This window comes from Lentzea sp. NPDC059081 (assembly GCF_042738015.1).
In the GTDB taxonomy this organism is placed as follows: Bacteria; Actinomycetota; Actinomycetes; order Mycobacteriales; family Pseudonocardiaceae; genus Lentzea.
In genome coordinates, this window is record NZ_JBHYGW010000002.1 from 106,216 (window position 1) to 131,765 (window position 25,550).

Genomic DNA, 25,550 nt, shown 5'->3' on the forward strand with positions numbered 1-25,550 from the left:
CCGGCCGAACCAGCACCTCGCAAGGGCCCCGAAGTCAAGCCCCAATCGCAATCGTCGCGAAGCGGCGATGTACCCCAGGTCTTCGTCCGAGGTGCACGCCCACGCTGGAACAGGCATCCGACCGCAATAGACGACCACGCCGGAAATCGCACGGCCCCAAGGCAACCACGCTGGAACCGCTGGAACCAACAAGGTCAAAAAAAGATGCCCCCAGACCAAAGGCCTGAGGGCACCCACCAAAATCAGGCCAAACCAAGACCAGCGTCGTACCGGTCCGCGTTCATGACCTTGTTCCAAGCCGAAACGAAGTCCAGAACGAACTTCTCGGAGGCATCATCACTGGCATAAACCTCAGCCACCGCCCGCAACTCCGAGTTGGACCCGAACACCAGGTCGTTCCGAGTGGCAGTCCACCGAACCGACCCGGAAGCCCGCTCCCGGCCCTCGAAGTTCTCCTCGTCCTCGGTGACCGACTTCCACTCGGTCTCCATGTCGAGGAGGTTGACGAAGAAGTCGTTGGTCAACGTCTCCGGCTTGGAGGTCAGCACACCGGCGGTGGACCCGCCGTGGTTGGCCCCGAGCACCCGCAGGCCACCGACGAGCACAGTCATCTCCGGCGCCGACAGGCCGAGCAGGTTGGCCTTGTCGATCAGCAGGTACTCCGACGGCAGCGGCGTCGCCTTGCCACCGAAGTTCCGGAACCCGTCGACAACGGGCTCGAGCACCGCGAACGACTCGGCGTCCGTCTGCTCCTGCGAGGCGTCGACCCGGCCGGCGAGGAACGGCACCTCGACGGTGTGGCCGGCGGCCTTGGCGGCCTGCTCGATCGCCGCGGCACCGCCGAGGACGATCAGGTCGGCCAGCGAGACCTTCTTGCCGCCGGTCGCCGAGCTGTTGAACGACTCCTGCACGCCTTCCAGCACGCGGAGCACCTGGGCGAGCTGGTCGGGCTCGTTGACCTCCCAGCCGCGCTGCGGCTCGAGGCGAATGCGGGCGCCGTTGGCGCCACCGCGCTTGTCGCTCTGGCGGAACGACGCGGCCGAGGCCCACGCGGTCTTGACCAGCTGCGAGATCGAGAGGCCGGACTCCAGGAGCTTGGCCTTGAGCGCGGTCACGTCCTCGGCGGAGATCAGCTCGTGGTCGCGGACCGGGAGGCGGTCCTGCCAGATCAGCTCCTCCTGCGGCACCTGCGGGCCGAGGTAGCGCTGGATCGGGCCCATGTCGCGGTGGGTCAGCTTGAACCACGCACGCGAGAACGCCTCGGCGAACGCCTCCTGGTCCTCCAGGAAGCGGCGCGAGATCGGCTCGTAGATCGGGTCGACGCGCAGCGCGAGGTCGGTCGTCAGCATCATCGGCTGGCGGTTGAGGGTGCCGTCCTCGGGGTCGGGCACCGTGTTGGCGCCCGCGTCGCCCTTCGGCTTCCACTGGTGGGCGCCGGCCGGGGACTTGGTGAGCTCCCACTCGAAGCCGAACAGGTTCTGGAAGAACAGGTTCGTCCACTGGGTCGGCTTCTGGGTCCAGGTGACCTCGAGGCCGGAGGTGATCGCGTCACGGCCCTTGCCGGTGCCGTGGGTGCTGACCCAGCCGAAGCCCTGCGCGTCCATCAGCGAACCCTCGGGCTCGGCGCCGACGAGCGACGGGTCGCCCGCGCCGTGCGCCTTGCCGAAGGTGTGGCCACCGGCGACGAGGGCGACGGTCTCCTCGTCGTTCATGCCCATGCGGCCGAACGTCTCGCGGATGTCGCGGGCGGCGGCCAGCGGGTCCGGGTTGCTGTTCGGGCCCTCGGGGTTGACGTAGATGAGGCCCATCTGGACGGCCGCGAGCGGCGTCTCCAGGTCGCGCTCACCGCTGTAGCGGGCGTCGCCACCCAGCCACTCGGTCTCGGGGCCCCAGTAGACGTCCTCGTCCGGCTCCCACACGTCGTTGCGGCCGCCGGCGAAGCCGAAGGTCGTGAAGCCCATGGTCTCCAGCGCGCGGTTGCCCGTGAAGATCATGAGGTCGGCCCAGGAGACCTTGGCGCCCCACTTCTTCTTCACCGGCCACAGCAGGCGGCGGGCCTTGTCCAGGTTGCCGTTGTCCGGCCAGCTGTTCAGCGGCGCGAAGCGCTGCATGCCCGCGCCGGCACCACCGCGGCCGTCGTGGGTGCGGTACGTGCCCGCGCTGTGCCACGCCATGCGGATCATGAACGGGCCGTAGTGCCCGAAGTCCGCGGGCCACCAGTCCTTCGACTCGGTGAGCACGGCGTCGACGTCGCGCGCGAGCTCGTCGAGGTCGACGGTCAGGAACGCCTTGCCGTAGTCGAAGTCACCGCCCATCGGGTTCGCCTGGACCGGGTGCTTGCGGAGGATCCGGAGGTTGAGCTGGTTGGGCCACCAGTCGCGGTTGCTGCCGCCCTCACTGGGGTGGCTGCGCCGGCTGTGAGCGACAGGGCACTCACCCTTCGACTCGCTCACCTTGGCGTCAGTGCTGTCGGACACGGGAATCCTTCCGGGTGTTCAGGAACTTTTCGCGGCGGTCGTGCACTCGGGGCAGGTGCCCCAGTAGATGACCTCGGCCTCGTCGATGACGAACCCGTGGTCGTCGGATGCGTCCATGCACGGTGCGTGGCCGACGGCGCAGTCGACATCAGCGATGGCACCGCAGGATCTGCACACGACGTGGTGGTGGTTGTCCCCGACACGGGCCTCGTAGCGCGCCACCGAACCCTGGGGCTCGATGCGACGCAGCAGGCCGGCTCCAGTCAACGCGCGGAGCACGTCGTAAACGGCCTGGTGGGAGACCGCGCCGAGGTTCTGACGCACGACGCCGATGATCGAGTCGGTGTCGGCGTGCGGGTGGTTGTGCACCGCGGACAGCACAGCGATCCGCGGAGCGGTCACCCGCAGTGACGCTCCACGCAACATGCGCTCGAAGTCGGAAGCCGTGGGCACGAGGGCCACCCTGCCGTCTTTTCTGGAGTCAGTCAAGTTAACGAACGATGCAATTCACTCGAACCGGTCACCGCCGCACGGCGGACATCGCGTCGGCCAGTCGCCGCACACCCTCGGCCAGCACGTGCTCGGGTGCTCCGCCGTAGGTCAAACGGAGAAAACCGCCGGGCGGTTCAGCGGCGAACCACGCCCGCCCCGGGAACACCACGACGTCGCGGGCCGCGGCCGCCGTCGTGAGCTCCAGGTCGTCGACGCCGTCCGGCAGCTCCGTCCACAGGTGCAGCCCGCCGGTCGACCGCGCGACCCGCAGCTCCGGCAGGTGCTCGCCGACCGCGCGGGCCAGAGCGTCGCGCCGCGACCTCAAGGACTGCTGGAGCGTGCGGAGGTGACGCCGCCAGACCGGGGACGTCACGAAGTCGATCGCCGCCTCCTGCAACGGCCCCGAGACGTACAGGTCCTGACGGGAACGGGTGTTCTTCAGCCGGGTGCCGGCCGGTCCACGCGCGCCGATCACGGCGACGCGCAGTCCCGGCGCGGCCACCTTGGTCAGCGAGCGGACGTAGACGACGTGGCCGTCGGTGTCCTGCGAGACGAGCGTCGGCGGTGCGGTGCCGTCGATCGTGAAGCCGCGCGCCCAGTCGTCCTCGACGAGGAACGCGCCGACGCTGCGGACGATACCCATGACCTCAATGCGGCGTTCGTCGGACAGCACGGCGCCGTGCGGGTTCGCGTGCAGCGGCTGGCAGTAGAAGAGCTTCGCGCCTGTGCGTTCGAACGCCGCCCGCAGCAAATCGGGCCGCACGCCGTCCTGGTCGGCGGGCACCGGGACGACCTTGAGCCCCGCGTCGCGCGCGGCGGCGATCGCGCCGAGGTAGGTGGGCGACTCGACGAGCACGGCGTCGCCGCGGTCACCGAGCCCGCGGAACACGGTCGCGAGCGCTTCCTGGGCGCCCGCGCAGACCGTCATGTCGCCGCCCCTGAGCTCGCCGCCCGCCTCCTTCGCGAACCAGGCGCGCAGCTCGTCCTTGCCCTCGACCGGCACGCGGCCCCACGACGCGGGCCGGCGCGCCGCCCTGGTGAGCGCGGCGCCGAGAGCCTCGGTCGGTTGCAGGTCGGGGTCGAGATAACCGCTGGTCAACGGAATGGTCTCGGGTTTCGGCACCGCGACCAGGTTCGCAACCAGGTCCTCGCCCGGCCGGCCTTCGCCGAGTGCGACGGCCTGCCACGACAGGTCGTGGGCGGTGGTCGTCGCGCGCGGGGCGACGAAGCTGCCTCGGCCGGGCCGCACCTCGACGAGCCCTTCGGCGGCGACGCGCTGGATCGCCTGCTGCACCGTCGCGGGCGAGGCGCGGTGCCGGGCCATCAGGTCGCGCACCGACGGCATGCGGTCGCCCGCCCGGCCCGAGCGTGCTGTCGCTCTCAGGTCCTCGATAACGCGGACGGCTGCGTTATCCTCATTCATGAGAGCAAAGAGTAACGTTATCGCGCCAGCGGGGGTAACACTTGGCGCGCTGGGTGTGCTGGGGTTCAGCTTCTCCCTCCCGGCAACTCGTTTGGCCGTAGCCGGACTCGACCCGTGGTTCGTCGCTTTCGGACGCGCGCTCGTCGCGGGAATCCTCGCGATCGGCTACTTGGCGTTATCGCGTGCGCCGCGCCCGTCGGCATCACAGGTGCGCCGCCTGGTCGTCGTCGCTCTGGGCATCGTGATCGGCTTCCCGCTCTTCACGTCCCTGGCTCTCACCACGCAGACCTCGGCCCACGGTGCCGTCGTGATCGCCGTGCTGCCGATGTCCACGGCGATCTGGGCGGTCCTGCGCGCTTCCGAACGTCCGCCGCTCGCGTTCTGGCTCTCCAGCGGTGCCGGCCTGCTCGCGGTGCTGGCGTTCGTCGCGACCGGCGGCGGTTTCTCCGGCTCGCTCGGCATCGCCGACGTCTACCTGCTGATCGCGGTCGTGTTGTGCGGCCTGGGATACGCCGAAGGCGGTGCGCTCTCACGTGAGCTCGGCGGCGCCAGGACCGTGTGCTGGGCGCTGGTCGTCTCGCTGCCCGTGACGCTCCCGATCTCCCTGTACACAGCGGACTTCTCCCGTGCCGACGGAATCGTATGGCTCAGTTTCGCTTACGTGGCACTGATTTCGATGTTCCTCGGCTTCTTCGCCTGGTACGCGGGCCTGGCCGCGGGCGGGGTGGCCAAGATCGGCCAGATCCAGCTGGCGCAACCGGTCCTGACCCTGATGTGGTCGGCACTCGTGCTGGGCGAACCGGTCGGCTGGCCCGCTCTCGCGACGGCGGCGGTCGTGCTCGTGTGCGTTGTCCTGACTCAACGCAACCGCACCACGGTGCCGACGGCCCAGCCGGTCCGCTGACCGTCGAAAATTGTCAGACCCTCCTGCCATCCTCGAACCATGCCGATCGAAGTGGCGAGCAAGCGCCGCAAGGTGCAGCGTCCTGGCGCGGTGGTCGTCGACGTGACGTCCCGCGGCCCCGAACCGTGGGTGCGGTTCAGCCCGTTCTACCCGCACGGCGAGATCCCGGTCCCGCTGTCGCCGGGCGTGACGAGCGCGTCCGTCGAGGGCGTCTGGCAGGCCCTGAAGGTCTTCGAGGGCGCCGACGTCGACCCGTCGAAGCTGCACGTGACGTCGATGAAGGGCCTCAAGCGCACCGTCCGGCGCTTCGGCCAGGTCCGCGGCCACCGCGCGGGCCTCACGGGCGAGCACCTGCTCGACTACCGCACAGCCCGGCAGGAGATCTACTTACCCACCTACCGCTGGGTCCTGGAGAACCGCCTCCAGGCCGAGGTCGCGCGCCTGCACGAGCTGGCGTCGTCGGCCGACGTGGTGCTGCTCGACTACACGACGAACGGCGACGCCGAAGACCTGAGCACACCGCTGTCCCACGCCGCGCTGATAGCCGAACACCTGAGGAGGCCGTCGAGGATTTGACCGATTTATACTGCGAGCCTTCGGTTGTGGGGGTCGGCAGTGGCGACGAACAAGCAGCTTTTCAAGATCGTGGACGCGCTCGCCGAGGCGAAGCGCTCCTCCGGCCAGCAGTACGACACGTTCCGCGTGCGGGGCAAGGTGTTCGGCTACTACTGGCCGCGCACGCAGACGGTTGGCCTGAAGCAGACGCTGTCCGAGCAGCTGGCACTGGTGGCGGAACGCCCCGACGTGTTCGAGGTGCAGTTCACGGCGGGCGGCTTCGGCTGGGTCGTCGTGCACCTGGAGGGCGTGCAGACCGACGAGCTGCGCGAGCTGGTGTTCGAGGCGTGGCGGCTGTCGGCGCCGGAGGACCTGGTGGCGCAGGTGCCGGACCTGGCGCGCTGACGCAGGGGCGAGCGAGGGGCCTGCGAGCGAACCGGGTGGGGGACGCGGCGCGCTGACGAGGGTGAGTGAGGGCTGCTGCTGCGAGTGAGCCGGGCGGGCTGGCCGTGGCTGTGAGCGGGCGGCAGCCGAACTCGGTCGGTCGCGAGTACCGGTCCAAGGCTGGCTGGCGGTGGCGCGCGGGTCGGTTTTCGGTGCGGTATCAGGCAGTCCGCGAGCCGGCTGAGCGCGCGCTTCCGGCCCGGTCGCGAGCACTGCCTGACGCTGGGACGGCTGTGGCGCGTGGGTGGGGCTGCTGAGCAGTGGCGGGGCCGAGGTCAGGGCCGGCGCAGCGTCAACGCCGACCCGTCCGCGAACGTCAGCCTGACCACCGGTCGTGCCGGCAGGCTGCACCCGGCGTACGTGTTCTCCACCGAGCGCACGGCGCCGCGCGGGATCTCCGCGAACGTCGTGAACACGCTGGAAGGCTTGGCCTCGAACAGGTGCGTCGGGTAGACGACGGCCACGCGCTGGTCGCTCACCGCGAGGCGGGCGTTGCCGAGGCTGAAGGCGAAGTGGTCGGCCAGCGAGACGGCGGCGCTCGACACCGAAGGCGCCTCCAGCCAGTAGCCGAGCGTCGGGTCGTCGATCCAGTCCGGCGGCGACGGCGGGGCGGGCAGGGGCCAGCGCGGCTTGTCCAGGTCCAGCGAGGGCATCGGCCCGGAGGCGGTCCAGGGCACGTGCAGTGCGCCGCCGACCACGCCGCCCACGTGGGCGACGATCGGGGGCAGGCCGAGCACCAGGTGTTCGCCGGGGCGCAGCCAGAACCTGGTCAGCTCGCGGACGACCACCTCGTCGGCGACGGGGGTGGGGGAGTCGAGCAGGAACTCGACTCCCGAGCCGTCGGTGAACGTCACGCGGCCCGGCTCGGCGTGCGCGATCTGGGCGCGCGGGAACTCGTGGACGACCTCGTAGGCGGGCGCGGTGACAGGCTCGCCCTCGACGTGGTCGCCGTACTTCCTGCGGTTGTCGGAGAGGATCTTGCCGACCTCCCTGCCGAACCCGATCGCCTTGCCCAGGAACGACTTCGCGGGCTCCTCGACCGGAGCAGCCGCCCGTTCGGCGACCACCAGCCGGTCCGAGGTCAACGCCCACAGGCGGTCGACGCGCGTCCCTGGCGAGAACCGCGACATCGCCGACGGCGCCAGCGAGCCGGACGAACGACCGAACACGAGGTGGTCGGCGGCGGGTGCGTTGTCGTCCGCCGTGTCACCGCCGCCGCCCAGCACGGTGAGCGCCAGGTCGCCGGCCCCTCTGCCCACCGCGGACAGGCCGCGGCCGAAGAGGGACCGGCCTGGTGCGCCGAGCTGGTCGAGGCCGTCGACGGCGTAGTGGAACGTCTGCCGGTACGTGGCCCACACCAACGACTCGCCCGCCCGGCAGAGCTGCTGCCGGGCGACGTGGCCGGGGCCCAGTGGCGCCGAGAAGATCACTCGTACTCGAATCCTCGGTTCATGGCGTCAGCGCGGTCCTCGTCCGACGACGGGTCCTGACCCTTGTTGTAGCCGTACTTGATGCCCTGCTCGACGGCGATGCCGGGAGCATTTTCCATGACGCCGTTGGTGATCGCGGTCGGCACGTGCGAGGTGCCGCTCAGGCCCGCCATGCGCAGACCGGCCTCGGTGAGGTTCGTGGTCAGCGAGTCGGAACCGGCGCCGTCGACGCCGAACCGGCCGGCGAAGCGGTTGCCCGTCTTGGACGCCATCGTCGCCGGGTCGGCCTTCGTGACGATCTTGGCCAGCGGGTTCGAGTCGAACTTGCGCATGAGCCACTTCTCGGCCATGTTGCCCTCGCGCAGGCCTTCGGCCTTCTCGACCAGCTTCTTCAACGGGCCCTTGCGCAGCGCCTGCAGCAGGTCCTCGAGCTTGTCGATCAACGGCTTGAGCTTGCCCAGCAGCATCTTGACCTTCATGCCCAGGCGCGCCATCGTGCCGCCGACCTGGGCGGTGGTGGTGACGCCCGCGGCGGCCATCGAGGCGCCCGCGGTGATCCACGAGGCGGCCAGCGCGGCCAGCCACTCGATGATCAGGCCCATGACCAGCTCTTGCAGGATGTCGATGCAGATCTCGACGAACGCGTCGAACAGGTCGGCGGCGAGCTCCAGCATCTGCTGCAGGCCGCGGATCTCGTTCGCGAACGCCTCGGCGCCCATGCCGAACTCGTCCATCTGCTTGCGGAACCGGTCGCCCGCCTCGCCGGTCCACGGCTGCGACGTCGCGCTCGCGCGGTTCTTCTCGTGCTCGCCTGCCTGCTGCACCCAGTCCGCGACCTTGCCCCAGCCGGTGCCGGTGCTGCGCATCTGCTCGGGGTCGCCGATCGCGGGTTCGAGCACGAGCTCCACGATCGGGCTGATGACGATGCCGATCAGGAAGCCGAGGCCGTTGTCGATGAACGACTGGCCAGGGCTCGTCAGGAACTGCAGCTGCTCCATGCGCGCGTTGACCGCCGCGATGGCGATGTCCGGCGGGCTGGAGGCCCGCGAGAGGTCGCCGCTCGCGCTCGCCCACGAGCTGCCGTACCCGGCGTTCTGCTCGAAGTCGCTCTTGCGGCCGGCGTCGCCCGCGCTGTTGAGGTCGCCGAACGAACCGGGACCGCCACCCGAGCTGAACTTCTGCAGTCCCTGGTGGATCGCGTCCTCGACGTCGCGGTAGGTCTGCGCCGTCTGCTCGGTCCGCTCCGCCACGCCCTCCAGGAAGCCCTTGGCCTTGGTGGCCATGTCCTGGCATTCCTTCAAGCCCTCGAAGTACTTGAACGCGAGCATCTCACCGAGCGGACCGAAGCAGTCGTCGCTCACCCGTGCCTGTTCGAGCAGGGTCGCGAGCTGTCCGAAGTGGCCTGCGGCCTCCGTCGAACCCGCGCCGTGCGCCGTGAGCGCACCGCCCTGCACCTGGAATCCCGTCATGCCCCCATCACCTCAGGATCGAGTTGCCACCGAAGTCGTCGTCGTCTGAGACCGGCGCGGGCCTCGGACGGTTCCCCGGTGCGGGCCTCGACACAGGAGGAGGCGGGGGAGGCATCGGCGGACGCACCTGCTGCGGTGGCATCGGCGCTGGTGGCGGGGCCTGCTGCGGCGGCGCGTCCGGCAGCACGACGCTCGAATGCGCGTTGAACGCGTCCTTGAAGCGCTCGGCCTGGTCGCCCAGTACCGGCGTCACGGTGTCCTGCAGCATCTGCGCGGCCTGCTGCGTCGCGGCGCGGATCGTCGCGAGGATCTCCTGCTGCAGCTGCGTGTGGCTGTACCTCATCGCGGTCGGGCTGAGCTGCAACCCCAGCACCGCGCCCGACGGCGCGACCGTGACGGTCACCGAGCCGTCGCCGCTGCGGGCCTGCCCGCGCAGCTCCGAGATCTTGTCCTTGAGCTGGCCTGCCTTCGCGGCCTGCTCCTGGAACGCGCGGATCTTCTCTTCCAGATGTGCCCTGCGGTCCGGCACGGCGACCCCTTCCCCAGTGTCAAGCAAGGTCGTCGACCACGCTAGCAACTTGACCTGCAGCTCGATGGAGGTTGCAGGATCTCGTGGATGAACGTGGTGATCACTGGTGGTGGCAGGGGTCTCGGACGCACGCTCGCGCGGCGGTTCGCCGCGCAAGGGGCGACGGTGGTGGTGACGGCACGCGATCTCGCCGCCGCACAACGCACCTGCGACCCGCTTGCCGACGCGCACGCGATGCGGTGCGACCTGACGGATCCGGCGTCGGTGCGCCGGTGCGCCGCCGAGGTCGAAGACCGGCTGGGACACGTGGACGTACTGGTCAACAACGGTGCGGCGTTCCTCGCGGCCGCGGAGGAGACGGACGACGCGATCGTGCGGACGGTTCTGTCCGGCACGGCGGGAACCGTGCTCATGACCGAGAGCTTCCTGCCGTTGCTGCGCCGGTCCGGACGGCCCGACATCGTGACGATCGTCTCGCTGGAGGCCGAGGCGCGCAGCGATCCCGCGCACATCGCGCACGCGGCGTTCCACGCGGCCAAGGCGGGTCAGGGGCGGTACGCGGAGATCATGTCGCAACGGCTGCGGCCCGAGGGGATCCGGATGATCGCGCTGTACCCGCCGGACTTCGACAACGACGACGATGCGGTGCGTGACGGCATGCTGACCGCGCAGTCCGTGGCCGACTGCGTGCTGTTCGCCGTGAACCAGCCGCGCGACTGCTTCATCCGCTCGTTCCGCTTCGAGCCCCCGGCCTAGCGGAAGAGGATGCGGGTGATCTCCGTGTCGGTCGCGCGCCCCTCGTCGTACCCGCCCTCGCCCTTGAGGTTGTTCATGATCGCGACCGTGTACCGCTCACCGGGACCGACGAACCCGACCGAGTTCATCACCCAGCCACCGTCCTCCTCGGACCAGCCGTTCTTCGTGCCGGAGTCGGGACCCCAGACGCCCCACTGCTGCTCGGGACCCACGTCGCGCATCTGGCCGACGATGTACGCGCGGTCCTCGGCCGGCACCTCGTCGAGGACGTAGTTGATCAGGTGGTCGAGGTCGTTCGCCGTGCACTTCTCGAAGCCCCAGTAGGGGAACGAGGACGAATATCCTCTTTGGGCGGTCAGCTCCGTCATGCCGTACTTGCCGAACGCCGCGTTGAACGTCGTGCCGTTGTAGCGCTTCCAGAGCGTGTCGGCCGCGTCGTCGTCGGAGCTGTGCAGCATCGCGGTCATCAGCCTGCGGTCGTCGGCCGTCAGCTTGATCTTGCCGGCGCGGTGGCGTTCGAGCAGGTTCACGACCATCGCGAGCTTGATCGTCGACGCGGTCCACGTCATGTCGGCCGCGTTGCCGTTGCGCCAGGTCGCGCCCGCCTTGCGGTCGCGCAGCACGATGCCGACGGTGCCCGGCCTGGTCTCCGCGTACGTCTGGGCCGCCTTGATGCGCTTCTGGAGGTCGCACTCGAACCCGCTGTCGGGCATCGGGCAGACCTCGGGCGTGGCGACGCGCGGTGCTGCGGCCGGGGTCGGCTGCTGCGTGCGGGCGTTGGCGGGTGGGTCCGCTGTCACGGCGTGACCGCACGCCGTGAGCGCAAGCGCGCACACAACAAGGATCGGACGGAGCATGCGCCGCACGCTAATGGGTGCGATCGGACGCCGTCGACCGCCATCCGGCCTCCACGCGATCATGTAAAAGATGTTTGACACGATGTCTGCTTCGTTTTACCTTGGTGATGTCAGGTTTCTTTGACATCAGGAGCAGGGCCATGGCGTTCGAAGAGAAGCAGGCGTGGGCGTTGGGCGTGATCGCCGTGGTCGGTTATGCCGTTTACGCGGTGTTGATCCTGAGTCGGACGGGCGGCAGACCCCTGGTCGAGGTGCCCTACGTCGGCGCGATGCTGTGGACGATGGGGCTCGGGATCGTCGCCGGCATCGTCGCGGGCATGTGGTTCGGCATCGCCGCGCGCCACGACGGGCTGCAGTCCGACGAACGGGACCGCGAGATCGGCCGGTTCGGCGACCACGTCGGCCAGTCGTTCGTCGTCATCGGCGGGGTGACCGCGATGGTGCTGGCGATGGTCGAGGCGCCGCACTTCTGGATCGCGAACGTGCTCTACCTGTGCTTCGTGCTGTCCGCCGTGCTCGGCTCGATGGCGAAGATCGCGGCCTACCGGCGGGGGATGCCGTGAAGCCCACGAAGGTCACGAACTCCATCCGCGCGCTGCGGTTCGCGCGCGGCGAGATGAAGCAGGCCGATCTCGCCGCCGCCATCGGCGTTACGCGCCAGACCCTGATCGCCATCGAACAGGGGAGGTACTCGCCGTCGCTCGAGGTGGCTTTCAAGATCGCCCGCGTGTTCCAGGTGTCGCTCGAAGAGGTGTTCCAGTACCCGGAGGAGGAAGTCGAGTGAAGGCTCTCGTGCAGCGAAGATACGGATCGGCGGTGTTCGGTGACCTGGACGTGCCTGTGCCAGGGCCGGGCGAGGTTCTGCTGGAGGTGCGGTCGGCGGGGGTCGACATGGGCACGTGGCACCTCCTCACCGGCAGGCCGTACCTGGTGCGGGTCCTCGGGTTCGGGTTCCGCGGACCCAAGTCCCCGGTCCCGGGACGCGACGTCGCGGGCGTCGTGAAGGAGACCGGTCCCGGCGTCACCGGGTTCTCGCCGGGCGACGAGGTGTTCGGCACGTGCGAGGGGTCGTTCGCCGAGTACGCCGTCGCTCCCGTCTCACGGCTGGCGCGCAAGCCGGCGAACGTGTCGTTCGCGGAGGCCGCCGCCGTGCCGATCTCGGGCGGAACAGCGCTTCAGGGGCTGCGTGGCGTGCGAGCGGGCCACCGGGTCCTGGTCATCGGCGCCGGCGGGGGAGTCGGCTCGTACGGGGTGCAGATCGCCAAGGCCCTCGGCGCGCACGTGACCGGTGTGTGCAGCACGAGCAAGGTTGAACTCGTGCGGTCGCTGGGCGCCGACGAGGTCGTCGACTACACGGTCGCGGACTTCACCGGCACGTACGACCTGATCCTGGACTGCGGCGGCAACCGGAAGCTGTCGAGGACGCGCAGGGCGTTGACCGAGCGCGGCACGCTGGTGCTGGTCGGTGCCGAGAACGGGGGCTCGCTGACGGGCGGGTTCGAACGGGCGCTGGGCGCGGGCCTGCTCAACCTGTTCGTGAAGCACACGCTCGTCCCGCTGATGTCCACCGAACGCTCCGACGTGTTCGAGGAGCTGCGCGTGCTGGTCGAGGCAGGAAAGGTGAAGCCGCCGGTGGACCGCGAGTTCCCGCTGTCCGAAGGCCTCGACGCGATCGACCACGTCTACTCCCGGCGGTCTCGCGGCAAGGTCGTCGTCACGATCTGACCGCCGATCACCACGGCGGTCACCTGCCGCAACGCCGTGATGTCCCGCATGGGATTTCCCGCCACGGCGATGACGTCGGCGTCCCAGCCGGGTCTCAGCATCCCCCTGGGGACACCCAGCGCCCGCGCCGCCTGACTGGTGGCGCTGGCGAGCACGACGGCGTTCGGGATGCCCGCGTCGACCATGTGACCGAGCGCGTCGACGGTGATCCCGTGCGGCTTGCCCGCCCCGATCCCGCCGTCGGTGCCCGAGATGGCACGTACTCCGCGGTCGTGCATGCGGCCGACGACACCGATCTTGGCGGCGATGCTCATGCCCGCCCGGTCGAACCGCTCCTGGATGAACGGCGGCGGGTCCTGCGTGTTGCCGAGCGTGTGGCACACGGCGATCCGTGCCTCCGCCAACGCGTCCATCAGCTCGACCGGCGCGTGCATGCCCCGGTCGGTGAGGCACGTGCAGTGCTCGATCCCGTTCACGCCCGCGGCCACCGCCCGTTGCACGGCGGCCAGGCTGTGCGCGTGGGCGGTCACCGGCAGACCGTGGGCGTGGGCCTCGTCCACGACCACGCGGAGATCCTGCTCGGTGAACTGGCAGTCGTCGACGGCGGTCCCCGGCGTCGCGAACCCGCCGCTGGCCATGATCTTCACGACGTCGGCCCCGCGTTCGGCCCGGTCCCGGACGGCCCGCCGCAGCGCGTCCTCCCCGCTCGCCTCCCCGCCCATCGACCAGCAGTGGCCGCGCGGGCAGGTGATGGGCGGTCCGGACGCGAGGATCCGCACGCGGTGCCGCGACCGCTGCTCCAGCACCGACCAGTCGCGGTCGCCCAGGTCGCGCACGGTGGTCACGCCCGCCCGCAGGTGGCGGCCGACGCCGTCCGCGATCACCGCGTCGAGGTGTTCGGGGGTGAACGAGGGCAGGCGGTCCAGTGCACCGTTCTCGCTGTCGGCGCCCAGGTGCACGTGCGTGTCGATCAGTCCGGGTAGGACGGTGGCGGTGCCGAGGTCGACGACCTCGGCACCCGGCACGTCGGGGTGGCCCTGCTCGACCGCCCTGATCGCGCCGTTCTCGGTGATGACCGTGACGGGTCCGGCGAGCGACCGCTCACCGTCGAATGCTCGCCCCGCCCGCAGCGCCAGCATCGAGCCAGTCTGAGCGCCACGTGCCGGGAAAGCAATGGTCAGCGTGCGTGCGGCAGGGTGAAGGAGTCGACCTGCGGCAGGTCGTGACCGAGCCGGTCGCGCTTCGCCGTGAGGTACGCGATGTTGTGCGTGTTGGGCGGCATCAGCAACGGCACGCGAGAGGCGACCGTGATGCCGTTGTCCTCCAGCGCCGCGATCTTGTCGGGGTTGTTGGACATCAGTCGCACGGACTGCACGCGCAGGTGCTTCAAAACCCGTGCCGCAGGCGTGTAGTCACGCACGTCCACGGGCAACCCGAGTGACGTGGCGGAGTCCAACGTGTCCATACCGGCGTCCTGCAACACGTGCGTGCGAACCTTTGCCACCAAACCGATTCCGCGTCCCTCGTGGCCGCGCAGGTAGATGAGGATCCCGTTGCCCTCGCGGACGATCGCGTTCAACGCCGCGTCGAGCTGCTCGCCGCACTCGCACCGCATCGCACCGAAGATGTCGCCGGTCATGCACTCGGAGTGGATGCGCACCAGCACGTTCTCGCGCAGCTTCGTCTTGCCGTACACGAGAGCCATGTGCTCGTGACCGTCCGCTCTGAACGCGACTGCGCGGAACGTGCCGCGACGGGTCACCAGGTCGGACTCCGCCACGTCTTCGTCGTTGAAGGTCTGTTCGAACATCACGGGTCCCCTCGTCACCAAGCGCCTTCCGAGCGTGCAGCTACGCTCGGACGGACTTCGCACCGTAACCCGACCGCACAGCGGAGGTCATCCTGTTCAGCATCACCGTCCGCGATCACGTGATGATCGCCCACAGTTTCCGCGGCGAGGTCTTCGGTCCGGCACAACGTCTGCATGGAGCAACGTTCCTGGTGGACGCAACGTTCAAACGTGCTGAGCTCGATTCGGACAACATCGTCGTCGACATCGGACTCGCGACGCAGGAGCTGAACGCGGTTCTCGCGGCGTTCAACTACCGCAACCTCGACGAGGAACCGCAGTTCGCGGGCATCAACACGTCCACGGAGTGGCTCGCGAAGCACATCGCCGACCAGCTCGCGGAGAAGATCTCCGAGGGCGCACTCGGCGAGGGCGCGCACGGCATCGATGGGATCACCGTCACACTCCACGAGTCCCACGTCGCGTGGGCGAGCTACGAACGTGCGCTTCGTCCTTCCGGCTGACGTCGCCGACCCGGCCGGTCCCAGCGGCGGCAACGTCTACGACCTGCGTGTGAGCGCGGGCATGGACCGGTTGCTCGTCGCTGGTGACTGGCCGCGTCCACACAACACCGCAGCGTTGGAGCAAACGCTTGCGGGCATCCCGGACGGCGAGGTCGTGCTGCTCGACGGCCTGGTCTGCTGCGGGGTGCCCGAGGTCGTCGTCCCGCACGCGCGCCGGCTGCGGCTCGCTGTGCTCGTGCACCTGCCGCTGGCCGACGAGACCGGGCTCGACCCGGCGACCGCCGCGTTCCTGGACGAGCGGGAACGCCAGGTCCTGCGGGCCGCGAGCGCCGTCATCGCGACCAGCCCCACGGCCGCGGCGGACCTCCGGGTCCGGCACGGTCTGGCGAACGTCCACGTCGTCGTCCCCGGCACCGACCCGGCGCCGGTGGCCACGGGCACCGACGGCGTGCACAACCTGCTGTGCGTCGCGTCCATCACACCCCGCAAAGGCCACGACGTGCTGGTCAGGGCGTTGCAGGGGATCGACGCCGACTGGCGGCTGACGTGCGTGGGCCCGCACGGGCCGTTCCTCGCGCAGCTTCCGCCGGACGACCGCGTGAGCTACCCCGGCCCGCTCGCCGGCGAGGCCCTGACCAGCGCATACGCCACCGCTGACCTGTTCGTGCTGGCCTCCCGCGCCGAGACCTGGGGCATGGTCGTCACCGAGGCGCTCGCCCACGGTCTGCCGGTCATCGCGAGCGCCGTTCCGGACGCTCTGGGCGACGGCGGGACGCTCGTTCCCATCGGCGACGAAAGTGCCTTCGCGGCCGCTTTGACGTGCTGGTTCCACGATCAGAAGTACCGGGACGGACTGAGGGTCAGAGCACGGGTCCGCAGGGCCGCTCTGTCCACTTGGGACGAATCCACAGAGGACCTGCGGAGGGTGCTGGCTACCCTGCGGCCATGACCTTCGCCCCGGAATGGCTGGCACTGCGGGAGATCGCCGACGCACAGGCGCGCTCGACCGAGCTCGTGGAGACCGTCCGCGAAACTCTGGTGAACCGAACCCCCCTGACGATCCGTGACCTCGGGTGTGGAACGGGATCGATGGGACGATGGCTCGCCGGGAGGCTCGGCGGCGTTCAGCACTGGGTGCTGCACGACCGCGACCCCCGGCTGCTCGAGCTCGCGGAGGCGAGCATGAGCACTCAGCCGAACGTCACCGCCGAGACGCGTGAGGGCGACCTCACGTCCCTGACCGCCGCCGACCTCGCGGGCGCCGACCTCGTCACGTGCTCCGCGTTGCTCGACCTGCTCACCGCCGAAGAGATGAACGCTCTGGCGGCCGCCTGCGTAGAAGCACATGTGCCCGCACTGTTCACGCTCTCGGTGGCAGGCCGGATCGAGATCGGCCCGGCCGAGCCGCTCGACGCCGCCTTCCAGGACGCGTTCAACGCTCACCAGCGCCGCGTCGTGGACGGGCGCCGTCTGCTCGGACCGGACGCGCCGGCCGCTGCCGAAGAGGCATTCGCGGCAGCGGGCGCTTCGGTTCGAACGGCGCGCAGCCCCTGGCACCTGGACGCCGACGCCCTGCTGGGCGAGTGGCTGAAGGGCTGGGTCGACGCCGCGGTGGAGCAGGAACCCGCACTCGCCGCAGAGGCTCCGGAGTACCTGCGCCGCAGGTCAACGGCATCCGCGGTGGTCCACCACGTCGACCTGCTGGCTATACCGGGAGCTGTGTGATGAAGAAGTTCTGGCCGTGGCTCCGCTTGCTGCTGGCGGTGGCGATCCTGGTGGGTCTGGGCGTGCGCCTGGGCACCGGGGCGTTCCTCGACGGACTGCGCGCGATCGACGCGTTCTCCGTCACCGCCGCGCTCGCGATCGGGCTCGCGACGACGGTTCTCAGCGCTGGTCGCTGGGTCGTCATCGCGCGCCGCCTCGGCCTGTCGCTGTCGCTCAGGACCGCGGTCAGCGACTACTACCGCGCCCAGCTCGTCAACGCCGTCCTGCCCGCGGGCGTGCTCGGCGACGTGCACCGCGCGGTCAACCACGGCCGCGAGTCGGGCGACGTCGGACGGGGCGTGCGCGCCGTGTTCTTCGAGCGCTTCGCCGGCCAGGTCGTGCTCGTCGGGATCGGTCTCGCGGTGCTGCTCACGCACCCCGCCGCCGGTCTCGACCTGGACCTCGACGCCACCACGGCGGGGCTGGTCCTCACCGGTCTGGCCCTGGCCGCGGTCGTCGGCTGGCAGATCAAGCCGGTGCGCCGGGTCCTCGTCGACACGCTCGCCGACGGCATCCGCCTGCTGTCGCTGAAGACCTGGCCCGCCGTCATCGGGCTGTCGGCGGGCGCGGTCGCCGGGTACGTGGCGATGTTCGTGGTCGCCGCCCGCGCCGCCGGGTCGCAGGCCACCATCGCCCAGCTCGCGCCGGTCGTGGTGCTGGCGCTGCTGATCATGGCGATCCCGGTCAACATCGGCGGTTTCGGCCCGCGCGAGGCGTTCCTCGCGGTCGCGTTCGGTGCCGCCGGGCTGGGCGCCCAGCAGGGCTTCACCACCGGAATCGTCTACGGCGTGCTGGCGCTGGTCGCCGCGCTGCCCGGCGCCGTCGTGCTCTTCCTGTCACGCCGTGCCAAGACCGAACAGGCCGAGGTAGTGGCCGAACGAGTCGGCGAGACCCGTGAGCAGGAGCTCGCCCTTGCGCGCTGACGCGAGCGAGGGACGCCCGATGACGCCGGAGGACGTGTACGGCGCCAGACCCAGGGTCAGCATGTGCCGCCGGTCCTCCGCCAGGTGGTCAGAGCTCTCGTAACCGGGACGGATGAGATCGGGGTGGGCGTGCAACAGGATCGAGGTCTCCAGCTCACCGGCGTGCATGTCGCTGTACGCGGAGGTCTCGATGCCGGCCTGCTCTCGCGCGAACGCCCAGTCGTCCCTGCCGGGGAAGAGCGCGAGCCCCTCACCTTCCTGCACGACGTTCTGCAGCACGTAGTTGCCGCCGTGCCCGTTCACCAGCACCAGTCCCGTGACACCGGTGCGCCGCAAGGACTTCGCGATGTCCGTGACCACTGAGGCCAGCGTGCGCGCGGAGATGCTGACGGTGCCCGGCCAGTCGGCGTGCTCCTGCGAGCACGAGAACTGGATCGGCGGCAGCTTCCGCACCGGGTACCGCGCCGCGATCTCCGACGCGATGGTCCACGCGATCACCGAGTCGGTGGCCAGCGGCAGGTGCGGGCCGTGCTGCTCGGTGCTGCCGACCGGGAGCACGGCCACTTTCGCGTCGCGTACGTCGATCGTCGTGTCAGTCGGGAACATGACCCTGACCGTAGTCAATCCGGTGGCACAGCGCCGGAATCGTGCCGTCGGCCAGCTTCGGCATCACGTCCGGCAGCTCCTCGAACGCGCTGTGCCCGGTGATCAGGGCGTCGAACCGGTCGTCGGCGAGCAGGTCCAGGGCGAGCGCCATGCGTTCGGCGTAGGAGCGGTCGGGACGGCCGACCACGCCGACCTGGCTGCTGCGGATCGTGAGCCGTTTGGAGTGGAAGAACTCGCCCAGCGGCACGGCGATCTTCCTGTCGCCGTACCAGCTCAGCTCGACGACCCGGCCCTCCGGCGCGAGCAGGTTCAGCGCCGTGGTGAGGCCGGGTTCCGTGGCACTGGCGTGGAAGACCAGATCGCAGCCGTCGAGAGCGTTGTCCGGCAAGGCGAAACCGACACCCAGCGCACGCGCGGTCTCCTCCCGCGCCGGGTCCGCGTCCACGAGCTCGACACGGGCACCGGGGAACGTCGCCAGCACCGCCGCGATGCTCGACCCGACCATGCCGCCGCCGACCACCGCGATCCGGTCGCCGATCAGCGGACGCGCGTCCCACACCGCGTTCACCGCGGTCTCGACGGTGCCCGCCAGCACCGCGCGAGCGGCCGGAACGGTGTCCGGCACCACCGTCACGGCGGTTTCCGGGACGACGTAACGGGTCTGGTGTGGATAGAGGCAGAACACCGTGCGGCCGCGCAGTCGTTCGGGTCCGTGTTCGACCACGCCGACGTTGAGGTACCCGTACTTCACCGGCCACGGGAAGCCGCCCTCCTGGAAGGGAGCCCGCATCACCGCGTACTGGTTCTCCGGCACACCACCGCGGTGCACGAGCGTCTCCGTGCCGCGGCTGACTCCCGAGTGGAGCGTGCGCACCACGACCTCGTCCGGACCCGGCTCCGCCGCCTCGACCTGACGAAGTTCTCCTTTTCCGGATTCATTGAGCCAAAAGGCACTCGCCGTACGTGTCACTCACAACACCTCCGCCGCACGAAGTTCGTTAGGGGCACCTGATGATCACACTTCAGCACACCGAGACGCCCGTCGTACGGGAGCCTGCCGTCTGGGCCGTCGCCCAGGTACTCCTGCTGGGTGTGGTGGGTGCCACGACCGGCCTCGGGCTGCTCGGCTGGGCCGCGGGTCTCGCCTACGGGTTCGCCACGTGGGCGTTCCTCGGCTACGGCATGCAACGGCATCGCACCAGGTCACTGGGCCCCGCTGACCGCGTCACGCTGGCGCGCGGCCTGATGGTCGGCGCCGTGACCGCGCTCGTCGCCGACCGCGCGGGCCAGGACGTTCCGGTGGCGCTGGTCGTGACGCTCGCCGCGGTCGCGTTATCGCTCGACTGGGTGGACGGTCAGGTCGCCCGCCGCACGGGCACCTCGACGGCGTTGGGCGCGCGGTTCGACATGGAGGTCGACGCGTTCCTGATCCTGGTGCTCAGCGCGTACGTCGCCATCCACCTCGGACCGTGGGTGCTCGCGATCGGCCTGATGCGGTACGTGTTCGTCGCCGCCTCGTGGCGCTTGCGCTGGATGACCGCGCCGCTGCCCGCCAGCTACGCGCGCAAGGTCGTGGCCGCGGTGCAGGGGATCTTCCTCGTCGTCGCCGCCTCGGGTCTGCTTCCGTTCGCCGGCGTCCTCGTCGGTCTCGCGCTGGCATCGCTGGTGTGGTCGTTCGGTCGCGATGTGCTGTGGCTGTGGACCAACTCCGCTGTCGCGGTGGGAGAATCCCGCCATGCCTGAGCAGACCTCCACCGCGGCCAAGGTCCTCGAGATCGTCGTCTGGATCCTGCAGATCGTGCTCGCCGTGCAGTTCTTCCTGAACGGCTACGCGCTGTTCACCGACCAGTTCGTCGCGAAGTTCGACGACATCGGTTTCGGCCAGTGGTTCCGGTACTTCACCGGCGTGCTGGAGATCGCCGCGGCGGTGGGCCTGCTCATCCCGCGCATCTGCGGCCTCGCGGCATTGGCGCTGGCCGGCATCATGGCCGGCGCGGCCGTCACCGAGATCTTCCTGGTGACCAACGGCGGCTTCAAGGGCGCCCAGCTGCCGCTGCTGTTCGTGGTGTGGGCGCTGGTGATCGCGGTCTACCGCCGCGAGCAGATCCTCGGCGCGCTCAGCCTCGTGAAGAAGAAGTGACTTTCGGGAAGTAGCGGAGCACCGCGACGTCCCCGACTTTCGTGACGTCCTCCAGGTGGAACCGGCGTGCCGGTCCACCGGGGAACTCGGCGGGATTCACGAAACGCGGGGCCGTCGCCTGTCCGATCAGCATCGGCGCGACCGCGATCCTGATCTCGTCCGCGAGGCCTGCTTCGAGGAACGCCGTGTGAATGCTCGTGCCGCCCTCGACCATGAGCTTTTCCACGCCGCGTGCGCCGAGATCGTCCAGAATCTCCGAGAATTCGCTGAACGTCCTCGTCTCGGCGAGGTGGTCGACCGTCGTGCCCGCGCTGCGCGTGTAGACGAGCCGGTCGCCGCCGCAGTGCCAGAACCGCAGGTCGGGGTCGAGGTCGCCACTCCTGGTGACGGTGACCCGCAGCGGGAACTCAGGTTTTCCGTCGGCTTTCCGCTGCGCGCGCCGCTCTTCGCTGTAGACGAGCAGACGCGCGTTGTCACGGCGCAACGTCTCGGCCCCCGCCAGAATCGCGTCCGACTCCGCGCGCATCCGGTCGACGTGGTCGAAGTCCTCGGCGTTGGAAAGCGGGAACCTCTCGGTGCCGCGGTCGTCGATGTGGCCGTCGAGACTGACGGCGACGCTGAGCAGCACGTGCGGGCGGGTCACGAACTCGATCGTAGAGCAGTTGAACCGGCCGCGTGCCGCGCCGCGTTTACCTCAGGGGACCAGGAAAGGGGAGCTCGGTGAGGACGTTGCTGCGGCGGACTGCCACGGTGCTGGCGGGGCTGTTCGTGTTGTTCGTGCTCATCGCGCCGAGCGACCTGGAGAAGTTCACACCCGAGGCGTTCCTGCGCGTGCCCCTCGAAGGGCTCGTCGGCGTGCTGGTGCTGGTGCTGCTGCCGGACCGGTTCCGCAAGCCGGCCGCCATCGCCGGTGGTGTCGCGCTCGGGTTGTTCACGGTCGTGAAGATCATGGACATCGGGTTCGACGTGGTGCTGTACCGGCCGTTCGACCTCGTGCTGGACTGGCCGTTGCTGGTGCCCGCCATCGACTTCGTGGACGTGACGTTCGGCCGGTTCGCCTCCGTGCTGGCCGTCGGGCTGGCGGTCGCGCTCGTCGTCGGGATCGTGTGGCTCGCTTCGCTCTCGGTGCTGCGGCTCGGTTCTGTCGCCGCCGCACGGCGTCCGGTCGCGATCCGAGCGGTGGCGTTGACCGCAGTGGCGTGTGTTTCCCTTGCCGTGCCTGGGATCCCGGTCTACTCCGACGCCGCCGCGACGGCGCTGGTCGACCACGCCCGGCGCGTCAAGGTCGGGCTGCACGACCAGGAGGCGTTCGCCGCGGAGGCGTCGGTCGACCTGTTCCGCGGTCACCAGGGGCTGCTGTCCTCGTTGCAGGGCAAGGACGTCGTCTTCACGTTCGTGGAGAGCTACGGCAAGTCGGCGCTGGACATGCCGGATGTCTCGGCCAAGCTCGCGGACGGCAACGCGCGCCTGAAGTCGGCCGGCTACACCGCGAAGTCCGCCTACCTGACCTCGCCGACCGCCGGTGGTGGCAGCTGGATGGCGCAGGCGACCCTGTTGTCCGGCCTGTGGATCGACAACCAGCAGCGCTACCGCAACCTCGTGGCGTCCGACCGGCTGACGTTGCCGCGCGCGTTCCGCGAGTCGTCGTGGCGCTCGGTCGGCGTGGTCCCCGGCATCACGCAAGCGTGGCCAGAAGGGGATTTCTTCCACTACAACGAGATCTACGACGCGGCCGACCTCGGCTACAAGGGCCCGCGCTTCGGCTACGCGACGACGCCGGACCAGTTCACGCTGGAGTCGTTCCAGCGCAACGAACGCGCGAAGCAGCACGGCCCGGTGATGGCGGCGATCCCGATGGTGTCCTCGCACGCGCCGTGGTCGCCGACGCCGGACTCCGTCGACTGGGAGAAGCTCGGCGACGGCTCGGTCTACTCGACCATGCCCGCCTCGAACGACCCGCCCGAGTCGATCTTCGGCCGTGACCCGGCCGCCGTGCGCGCCGACTACGCGCACTCGATCTCGTACTCGCTCGAGTCGGTGGTCTCCTGGGTCGAGCGGTACGGCGACGAGAACCTGGTCCTCGTGTTCCTGGGCGACCACCAGCCGGCCCAGATGGTGACCGGCGAGGGGGCGTCGCGGGACGTGCCGATCACCATCGTGGCCAAGGACCCGGCCGTGCTGGACCGCGTGGACGCCTGGAAGTGGGACGACGGGATCAGGCCCGGCGGAACGGCCCCGGTGTCGCGGATGAGCGACTTCCGGGACCAGTTCCTCTCGACGTTCTCGCCGCCGAAGGCCTGAGGGCTCGGCCCGCCGTCCTCAGCCCGCCGTCGTCAGCCCATCGTCTTCTGGCCGTCGATCGTCTCGCGGATGATGTCCGCGTGGCCCGCGTGCTGCGAGGTCTCGGCGATGATGTGCACGAACACGCGCCGCGCCGACCACGTCTTGCCCTCGGGGAACCACGGGGCGGACGGCAGCGGGTGCGAGAGGTCCAGGTCGACGGTCTCGACCAGTTTGTCGGTGTGGGCCGCGACCTCGTTGTACCGGGCGATGACGCTCTCCAGCGTCTCGCCGTCGGCCAGGCGGAAGTTCGCCTCGTGGTTCTCGTAGGCCTCCGACCCGGGGTCGGCCTCCATCGCCGAGGTGCCGTGCTCGATGAACTTGACCCAGTTCTCCTCGACCGCGGCGACGTGCTTGATCAGACCGCCGATGCTCAGCGCGCTCACGGTCGGGCTCGACGCCGCCTGTTCGTCGGTCAGACCCTGCGCGGTGAACGTCAGGAACCAGCGGTGCTGCCGGAGCGTCTCGAGCAGGTCCGCACGCTCGCCGGTGAGGATCTCGGTGGTGGTCATCGCTGTAAGTCCTTCGCTCGTTTGTCCCGACACAAAGGACTCTAGGACCACTTGAGGTCAGCTAGTGTCCTAGACGAACGGTGGCTCAAGCGGGACTCAAGCGCCGTTCCAGCGATACGGCGTTGACCTGGTTGTCACGCTCGGTGACTCATTCGACAGTGATTCACCGATCGAGATAGCCGTCGTCCGGACGGTCCACGCGGCCGCCGCCTTCCTCGGTCTCCTCGATGTGCATCGCGGTCTCCTCCGGCGCGGTGACGTGCTCGCCGGCCTCCTCGACCGCGACCGCGTCCGGCTCGTCGTCGACGGGCTCGCCGCCGCCCAGAGGGGTCGTGAACTGGTGCTCAGTCATGTCCTCGTGGTTTCCGGCGAACCGGGCGCGCAAACGTCACCACGGGGTGAGGCAGCCACCTTCCGGTTTTGGACCGCACGACCGGTGCGCTTTGCAAGACTCCTCGCATGCTTCGCGCCCTGTCCCTGCTCCTCGTCCTGACCGCCTGCTCGTCGGCACCGGCGGACCCCGTGGCGCTGCTGAAGGAGTGGCAGCAGACCATCCACGAGCAGAAGTCGGTCCGGTTCGACGTGCGGATCGAGGTCGAGGGCAAGGACCCGCGCCGCGAGACCTACGCCGGCGTGCAGCACGTCGGCCCCGGCGGTGCCACGACGCAGGAGGACGTGACCGCGCACTTCGAGAGCCGGAACCGCTCCGGCGACTACCGGTCGGTGAGCCTGGACCACGACGCGTACCTGCAGCACAGCGACCTGACCCTGCCGCCGGGCAAGACGTTCTCCGGCATGGGCCTCAACGACGCGCCGTGGGTGGGGCCGTACTCGGTGGAGCTGTCGCTGGCCACGAAGGACTACCACCCCGGCAACCTGTTCGGCGACATCGACCGCAAGACCGTCCGGCTCGTCGAGCAGGAGGGCAACCGGTACGTGTTCGCGGCGGGCGGTGTGCCGCACTCCGGGGGCTACGAGAACGGCGACGTGCGGCTGGTGGTCGAGACGGACGACGAGAACCGGGTGGTGCGCGTCGAGCAGACCACGCCGTCGGCCGACGAGCAGGAACGACACCTCGTCGCTGTCTACAGTCAGTGGGGCACGGCGCCCGACGTCCTGCGCCCGCCGCGGGAAACCGTTGCCGCGCCCGAGGAAGTGAAGGTCAGGAAATGATCGCGGAAGAACTCCGGCGGTACCTGCAGGACTCGCGCGACTCGGTGCTGTCCTCTTTGGACGGACTGGGGGAGTACGACGTGCGCCGCCCGCTCGTGCCCAGCGGCACGAACCTGCTCGGCCTGGTCAAGCACCTGGCCGGCATCGAGCTCGGCTACCTCGGCGAGAGCTCCGGCCGTCCCTCGCCGGTGGCGCTGCCGTGGCTCGACGACGGGGCGGTGTGGGAGAACGGCGACATGTGGGCCAAGCCGACCGAGAGCCGCGAGTACGTCGTCGACCTCTACCGCCGGGCCTGGCAGCACTCCGACGAGTCGATCGCACAGCTGCCGTTGGACGCCCCGGCCTCGGTGTCGTGGTGGCCGGAAGAGCGCCGCGTGACCACGTTCGGGCACCTGCTGGTGCGCGTCGTGGCCGAGACCGCGCAGCACGCGGGGCACTGCGACATCGTGCGCGAGCTGATCGACGGGCGGTCCGGCGCCGACAACCCCGACGGCTACTACGACCTGGTCCTGAGCATGGCGAGCGCGCCGGCCACCGGTCCCGGCACGAGCAGCAGGAACGCGTAGCGCCAGGTCACGACCTCGGCGAGCAGGGGCACCAGCTGGATGCCGACCACCGTGGCCGAACCCGACGGCGGTCAGCGCCGTGCCGACGTGGCGCTGGTCGGCGACCCCGCTCAGCGACGCGGAGAACACTCCGGAGCCGGCGATCACCGACG

At 69.8% G+C, this 25,550-nt stretch carries 30 protein-coding genes; 16 read left to right on the forward strand and 14 right to left on the reverse strand.

The annotated features are described in order from the left end of the window. Positions 1-242 precede the first annotated feature (242 nt). The 3 genes from katG to ACFWV3_RS04980 all read right to left on the reverse strand — a co-directional run bounded on the left by katG (position 243) and on the right by ACFWV3_RS04980 (position 4,392). Positions 243-2,477 (reverse strand): catalase/peroxidase HPI, encoded by a 2,235-nt coding sequence (katG, locus tag ACFWV3_RS04970; RefSeq protein ID WP_382408379.1) that lies wholly within the window; start codon positions 2,475-2,477, stop codon positions 243-245. 18 nt (positions 2,478-2,495) lie between these two features. Next, positions 2,496-2,930 carry a Fur family transcriptional regulator gene (locus ACFWV3_RS04975; protein ID WP_382408381.1) on the reverse strand — a complete coding sequence of 145 codons (435 nt, stop codon included), beginning with the start codon at positions 2,928-2,930 and terminating at the stop codon, positions 2,496-2,498. 67 nt (positions 2,931-2,997) lie between these two features. Beyond that, positions 2,998-4,392 (reverse strand): PLP-dependent aminotransferase family protein, encoded by a 1,395-nt coding sequence (locus ACFWV3_RS04980; RefSeq protein WP_382408383.1) that lies wholly within the window; start codon positions 4,390-4,392, stop codon positions 2,998-3,000. On the opposite strand from ACFWV3_RS04980, the gene ACFWV3_RS04985 reads away from it, so the two are divergent. Genes ACFWV3_RS04985 through ACFWV3_RS04995 form a run of 3 tightly spaced genes read left to right on the forward strand, consistent with a single transcriptional unit; the run spans position 4,391 to position 6,256 of the window. Further along, positions 4,391-5,296, forward strand: coding sequence for a DMT family transporter (locus tag ACFWV3_RS04985; RefSeq protein ID WP_382408385.1), 906 nt, complete (start codon positions 4,391-4,393; stop codon positions 5,294-5,296). The genes ACFWV3_RS04980 and ACFWV3_RS04985 overlap by 2 nt on opposite strands. 39 nt (positions 5,297-5,335) lie before the next feature. Then, the gene (locus ACFWV3_RS04990; RefSeq protein WP_382408387.1) at positions 5,336-5,872 is read left to right on the forward strand and encodes a DUF6939 family protein; all 537 of its coding nucleotides are present in this window, start codon (positions 5,336-5,338) and stop codon (positions 5,870-5,872) included. 39 nt (positions 5,873-5,911) lie between these two features. Continuing rightward, positions 5,912-6,256 (forward strand): MmcQ/YjbR family DNA-binding protein, encoded by a 345-nt coding sequence (locus ACFWV3_RS04995; protein ID WP_382408389.1) that lies wholly within the window; start codon positions 5,912-5,914, stop codon positions 6,254-6,256. A gap of 314 nt (positions 6,257-6,570) precedes the next feature. Here the strand turns inward: ACFWV3_RS04995 and ACFWV3_RS05000 are convergent, their stop codons facing one another. From ACFWV3_RS05000 to ACFWV3_RS05010, 3 genes are read right to left on the reverse strand one after another with little or no spacing between them, the layout of a single operon-like run. Further along, on the reverse strand, positions 6,571-7,725 hold the full coding sequence (locus ACFWV3_RS05000; RefSeq protein ID WP_382408391.1) for a hypothetical protein: 1,155 nt from the start codon (positions 7,723-7,725) through the stop codon (positions 6,571-6,573). Then, entirely contained in the window at positions 7,722-9,194 is a 1,473-nt protein-coding gene (locus ACFWV3_RS05005) for a WXG100 family type VII secretion target (protein ID WP_382408393.1), read from the reverse strand. The genes ACFWV3_RS05000 and ACFWV3_RS05005 overlap by 4 nt, the downstream gene beginning before the upstream one ends. 7 nt (positions 9,195-9,201) lie before the next feature. Then, a complete protein-coding gene (locus ACFWV3_RS05010; protein ID WP_382408395.1) occupies positions 9,202-9,723 on the reverse strand; it encodes a YbaB/EbfC family nucleoid-associated protein in 522 nt (173 codons plus the stop codon). An 87-nt stretch (positions 9,724-9,810) separates the two neighbouring features. Here ACFWV3_RS05010 and ACFWV3_RS05015 point away from each other — a divergent pair, with 87 nt between their 5' ends. Next, entirely contained in the window at positions 9,811-10,479 is a 669-nt protein-coding gene (locus ACFWV3_RS05015; protein ID WP_382408397.1) for an SDR family oxidoreductase, read from the forward strand. Here the strand turns inward: ACFWV3_RS05015 and ACFWV3_RS05020 are convergent. Next, the gene (locus ACFWV3_RS05020; protein ID WP_382408399.1) at positions 10,476-11,279 is read right to left on the reverse strand and encodes a tat pathway signal sequence; all 804 of its coding nucleotides are present in this window, start codon (positions 11,277-11,279) and stop codon (positions 10,476-10,478) included. The two genes, ACFWV3_RS05015 and ACFWV3_RS05020, sit on opposite strands and share 4 nt — an antisense overlap. Before the next feature lie 197 nt (positions 11,280-11,476). Here ACFWV3_RS05020 and ACFWV3_RS05025 point away from each other — a divergent pair, with 197 nt between their 5' ends. The 3 genes from ACFWV3_RS05025 to ACFWV3_RS05035 are packed head-to-tail and all read left to right on the forward strand — an operon-like array spanning position 11,477 to position 13,061. Next, positions 11,477-11,899: a hypothetical protein gene (locus ACFWV3_RS05025; RefSeq protein ID WP_382408401.1), complete on the forward strand. Its 423-nt coding sequence runs from the start codon at positions 11,477-11,479 to the stop codon at positions 11,897-11,899. 53 nt (positions 11,900-11,952) lie between these two features. Then, positions 11,953-12,120: a helix-turn-helix transcriptional regulator gene (locus ACFWV3_RS05030; RefSeq protein WP_382409357.1), complete on the forward strand. Its 168-nt coding sequence runs from the start codon at positions 11,953-11,955 to the stop codon at positions 12,118-12,120. Continuing rightward, a complete protein-coding gene (locus ACFWV3_RS05035; RefSeq protein WP_382408403.1) occupies positions 12,117-13,061 on the forward strand; it encodes an NAD(P)-dependent alcohol dehydrogenase in 945 nt (314 codons plus the stop codon). Before ACFWV3_RS05030 ends, ACFWV3_RS05035 begins: the two co-directional genes overlap by 4 nt. Here the strand turns inward: ACFWV3_RS05035 and ACFWV3_RS05040 are convergent. Next, positions 13,019-14,200 (reverse strand): amidohydrolase family protein, encoded by a 1,182-nt coding sequence (locus tag ACFWV3_RS05040; protein ID WP_382408405.1) that lies wholly within the window; start codon positions 14,198-14,200, stop codon positions 13,019-13,021. The genes ACFWV3_RS05035 and ACFWV3_RS05040 overlap by 43 nt on opposite strands. A gap of 38 nt (positions 14,201-14,238) precedes the next feature. Further along, positions 14,239-14,871 (reverse strand): GTP cyclohydrolase II, encoded by a 633-nt coding sequence (gene ribA / locus ACFWV3_RS05045; protein WP_382408407.1) that lies wholly within the window; start codon positions 14,869-14,871, stop codon positions 14,239-14,241. A 92-nt stretch (positions 14,872-14,963) separates the two neighbouring features. Here ribA and ACFWV3_RS05050 point away from each other — a divergent pair, with 92 nt between their 5' ends. Genes ACFWV3_RS05050 through ACFWV3_RS05065 form a run of 4 tightly spaced genes read left to right on the forward strand, consistent with a single transcriptional unit; the run spans position 14,964 to position 18,061 of the window. Further along, on the forward strand, positions 14,964-15,374 hold the full coding sequence (locus ACFWV3_RS05050; RefSeq protein ID WP_382409359.1) for a 6-pyruvoyl tetrahydropterin synthase family protein: 411 nt from the start codon (positions 14,964-14,966) through the stop codon (positions 15,372-15,374). Then, on the forward strand, positions 15,352-16,323 hold the full coding sequence (locus ACFWV3_RS05055; RefSeq protein ID WP_382408409.1) for a glycosyltransferase family 4 protein: 972 nt from the start codon (positions 15,352-15,354) through the stop codon (positions 16,321-16,323). The genes ACFWV3_RS05050 and ACFWV3_RS05055 overlap by 23 nt, the downstream gene beginning before the upstream one ends. Then, positions 16,320-17,099, forward strand: coding sequence for a class I SAM-dependent methyltransferase (locus tag ACFWV3_RS05060; RefSeq protein WP_382408411.1), 780 nt, complete (start codon positions 16,320-16,322; stop codon positions 17,097-17,099). The genes ACFWV3_RS05055 and ACFWV3_RS05060 overlap by 4 nt, the downstream gene beginning before the upstream one ends. Then, positions 17,099-18,061, forward strand: a complete 963-nt coding sequence (locus tag ACFWV3_RS05065) for a YbhN family protein (protein WP_382408413.1) — start codon at positions 17,099-17,101, stop codon at positions 18,059-18,061. Before ACFWV3_RS05060 ends, ACFWV3_RS05065 begins: the two co-directional genes overlap by 1 nt. Here ACFWV3_RS05065 and ACFWV3_RS05070 read toward each other — a convergent pair. Both ACFWV3_RS05070 and ACFWV3_RS05075 read right to left on the reverse strand, forming a co-directional pair. Further along, positions 17,975-18,667 (reverse strand): creatininase family protein, encoded by a 693-nt coding sequence (locus ACFWV3_RS05070; protein WP_382408415.1) that lies wholly within the window; start codon positions 18,665-18,667, stop codon positions 17,975-17,977. The two genes, ACFWV3_RS05065 and ACFWV3_RS05070, sit on opposite strands and share 87 nt — an antisense overlap. Beyond that, positions 18,654-19,637 (reverse strand): zinc-binding alcohol dehydrogenase, encoded by a 984-nt coding sequence (locus ACFWV3_RS05075; RefSeq protein WP_382408417.1) that lies wholly within the window; start codon positions 19,635-19,637, stop codon positions 18,654-18,656. Before ACFWV3_RS05075 ends, ACFWV3_RS05070 begins: the two co-directional genes overlap by 14 nt. Positions 19,638-19,678: 41 nt before the next feature. Here ACFWV3_RS05075 and ACFWV3_RS05080 point away from each other — a divergent pair, with 41 nt between their 5' ends. Together ACFWV3_RS05080 and ACFWV3_RS05085 are read left to right on the forward strand one after the other, a co-directional pair. Beyond that, positions 19,679-20,410 carry a CDP-alcohol phosphatidyltransferase family protein gene (locus tag ACFWV3_RS05080; RefSeq protein ID WP_382408419.1) on the forward strand — a complete coding sequence of 244 codons (732 nt, stop codon included), beginning with the start codon at positions 19,679-19,681 and terminating at the stop codon, positions 20,408-20,410. Further along, positions 20,403-20,807 carry a DoxX family protein gene (locus tag ACFWV3_RS05085; RefSeq protein WP_382408421.1) on the forward strand — a complete coding sequence of 135 codons (405 nt, stop codon included), beginning with the start codon at positions 20,403-20,405 and terminating at the stop codon, positions 20,805-20,807. Before ACFWV3_RS05080 ends, ACFWV3_RS05085 begins: the two co-directional genes overlap by 8 nt. On the opposite strand, the gene ACFWV3_RS05090 is transcribed toward ACFWV3_RS05085, so the two are convergent. Further along, entirely contained in the window at positions 20,785-21,450 is a 666-nt protein-coding gene (locus ACFWV3_RS05090) for a RibD family protein (protein ID WP_382408423.1), read from the reverse strand. The two genes, ACFWV3_RS05085 and ACFWV3_RS05090, sit on opposite strands and share 23 nt — an antisense overlap. A gap of 77 nt (positions 21,451-21,527) precedes the next feature. On the opposite strand from ACFWV3_RS05090, the gene ACFWV3_RS05095 reads away from it, so the two are divergent. Next, positions 21,528-23,108 (forward strand): sulfatase, encoded by a 1,581-nt coding sequence (locus tag ACFWV3_RS05095; RefSeq protein ID WP_382408425.1) that lies wholly within the window; start codon positions 21,528-21,530, stop codon positions 23,106-23,108. Positions 23,109-23,140: 32 nt separating this feature from the next. Here ACFWV3_RS05095 and ACFWV3_RS05100 read toward each other — a convergent pair whose 3' ends face one another. Together ACFWV3_RS05100 and ACFWV3_RS05105 are read right to left on the reverse strand one after the other, a co-directional pair. Then, entirely contained in the window at positions 23,141-23,659 is a 519-nt protein-coding gene (locus ACFWV3_RS05100; RefSeq protein WP_382408427.1) for a DinB family protein, read from the reverse strand. 163 nt (positions 23,660-23,822) lie between these two features. Then, positions 23,823-24,011 (reverse strand): hypothetical protein, encoded by a 189-nt coding sequence (locus tag ACFWV3_RS05105; protein WP_382408429.1) that lies wholly within the window; start codon positions 24,009-24,011, stop codon positions 23,823-23,825. 107 nt (positions 24,012-24,118) lie between these two features. On the opposite strand from ACFWV3_RS05105, the gene ACFWV3_RS05110 reads away from it, so the two are divergent. Together ACFWV3_RS05110 and ACFWV3_RS05115 are read left to right on the forward strand one after the other, a co-directional pair. Then, on the forward strand, positions 24,119-24,832 hold the full coding sequence (locus ACFWV3_RS05110; RefSeq protein ID WP_382408431.1) for a hypothetical protein: 714 nt from the start codon (positions 24,119-24,121) through the stop codon (positions 24,830-24,832). Continuing rightward, a complete protein-coding gene (locus ACFWV3_RS05115; RefSeq protein WP_382408433.1) occupies positions 24,829-25,398 on the forward strand; it encodes a DinB family protein in 570 nt (189 codons plus the stop codon). The genes ACFWV3_RS05110 and ACFWV3_RS05115 overlap by 4 nt, the downstream gene beginning before the upstream one ends. Positions 25,399-25,550 lie beyond the last annotated feature (152 nt).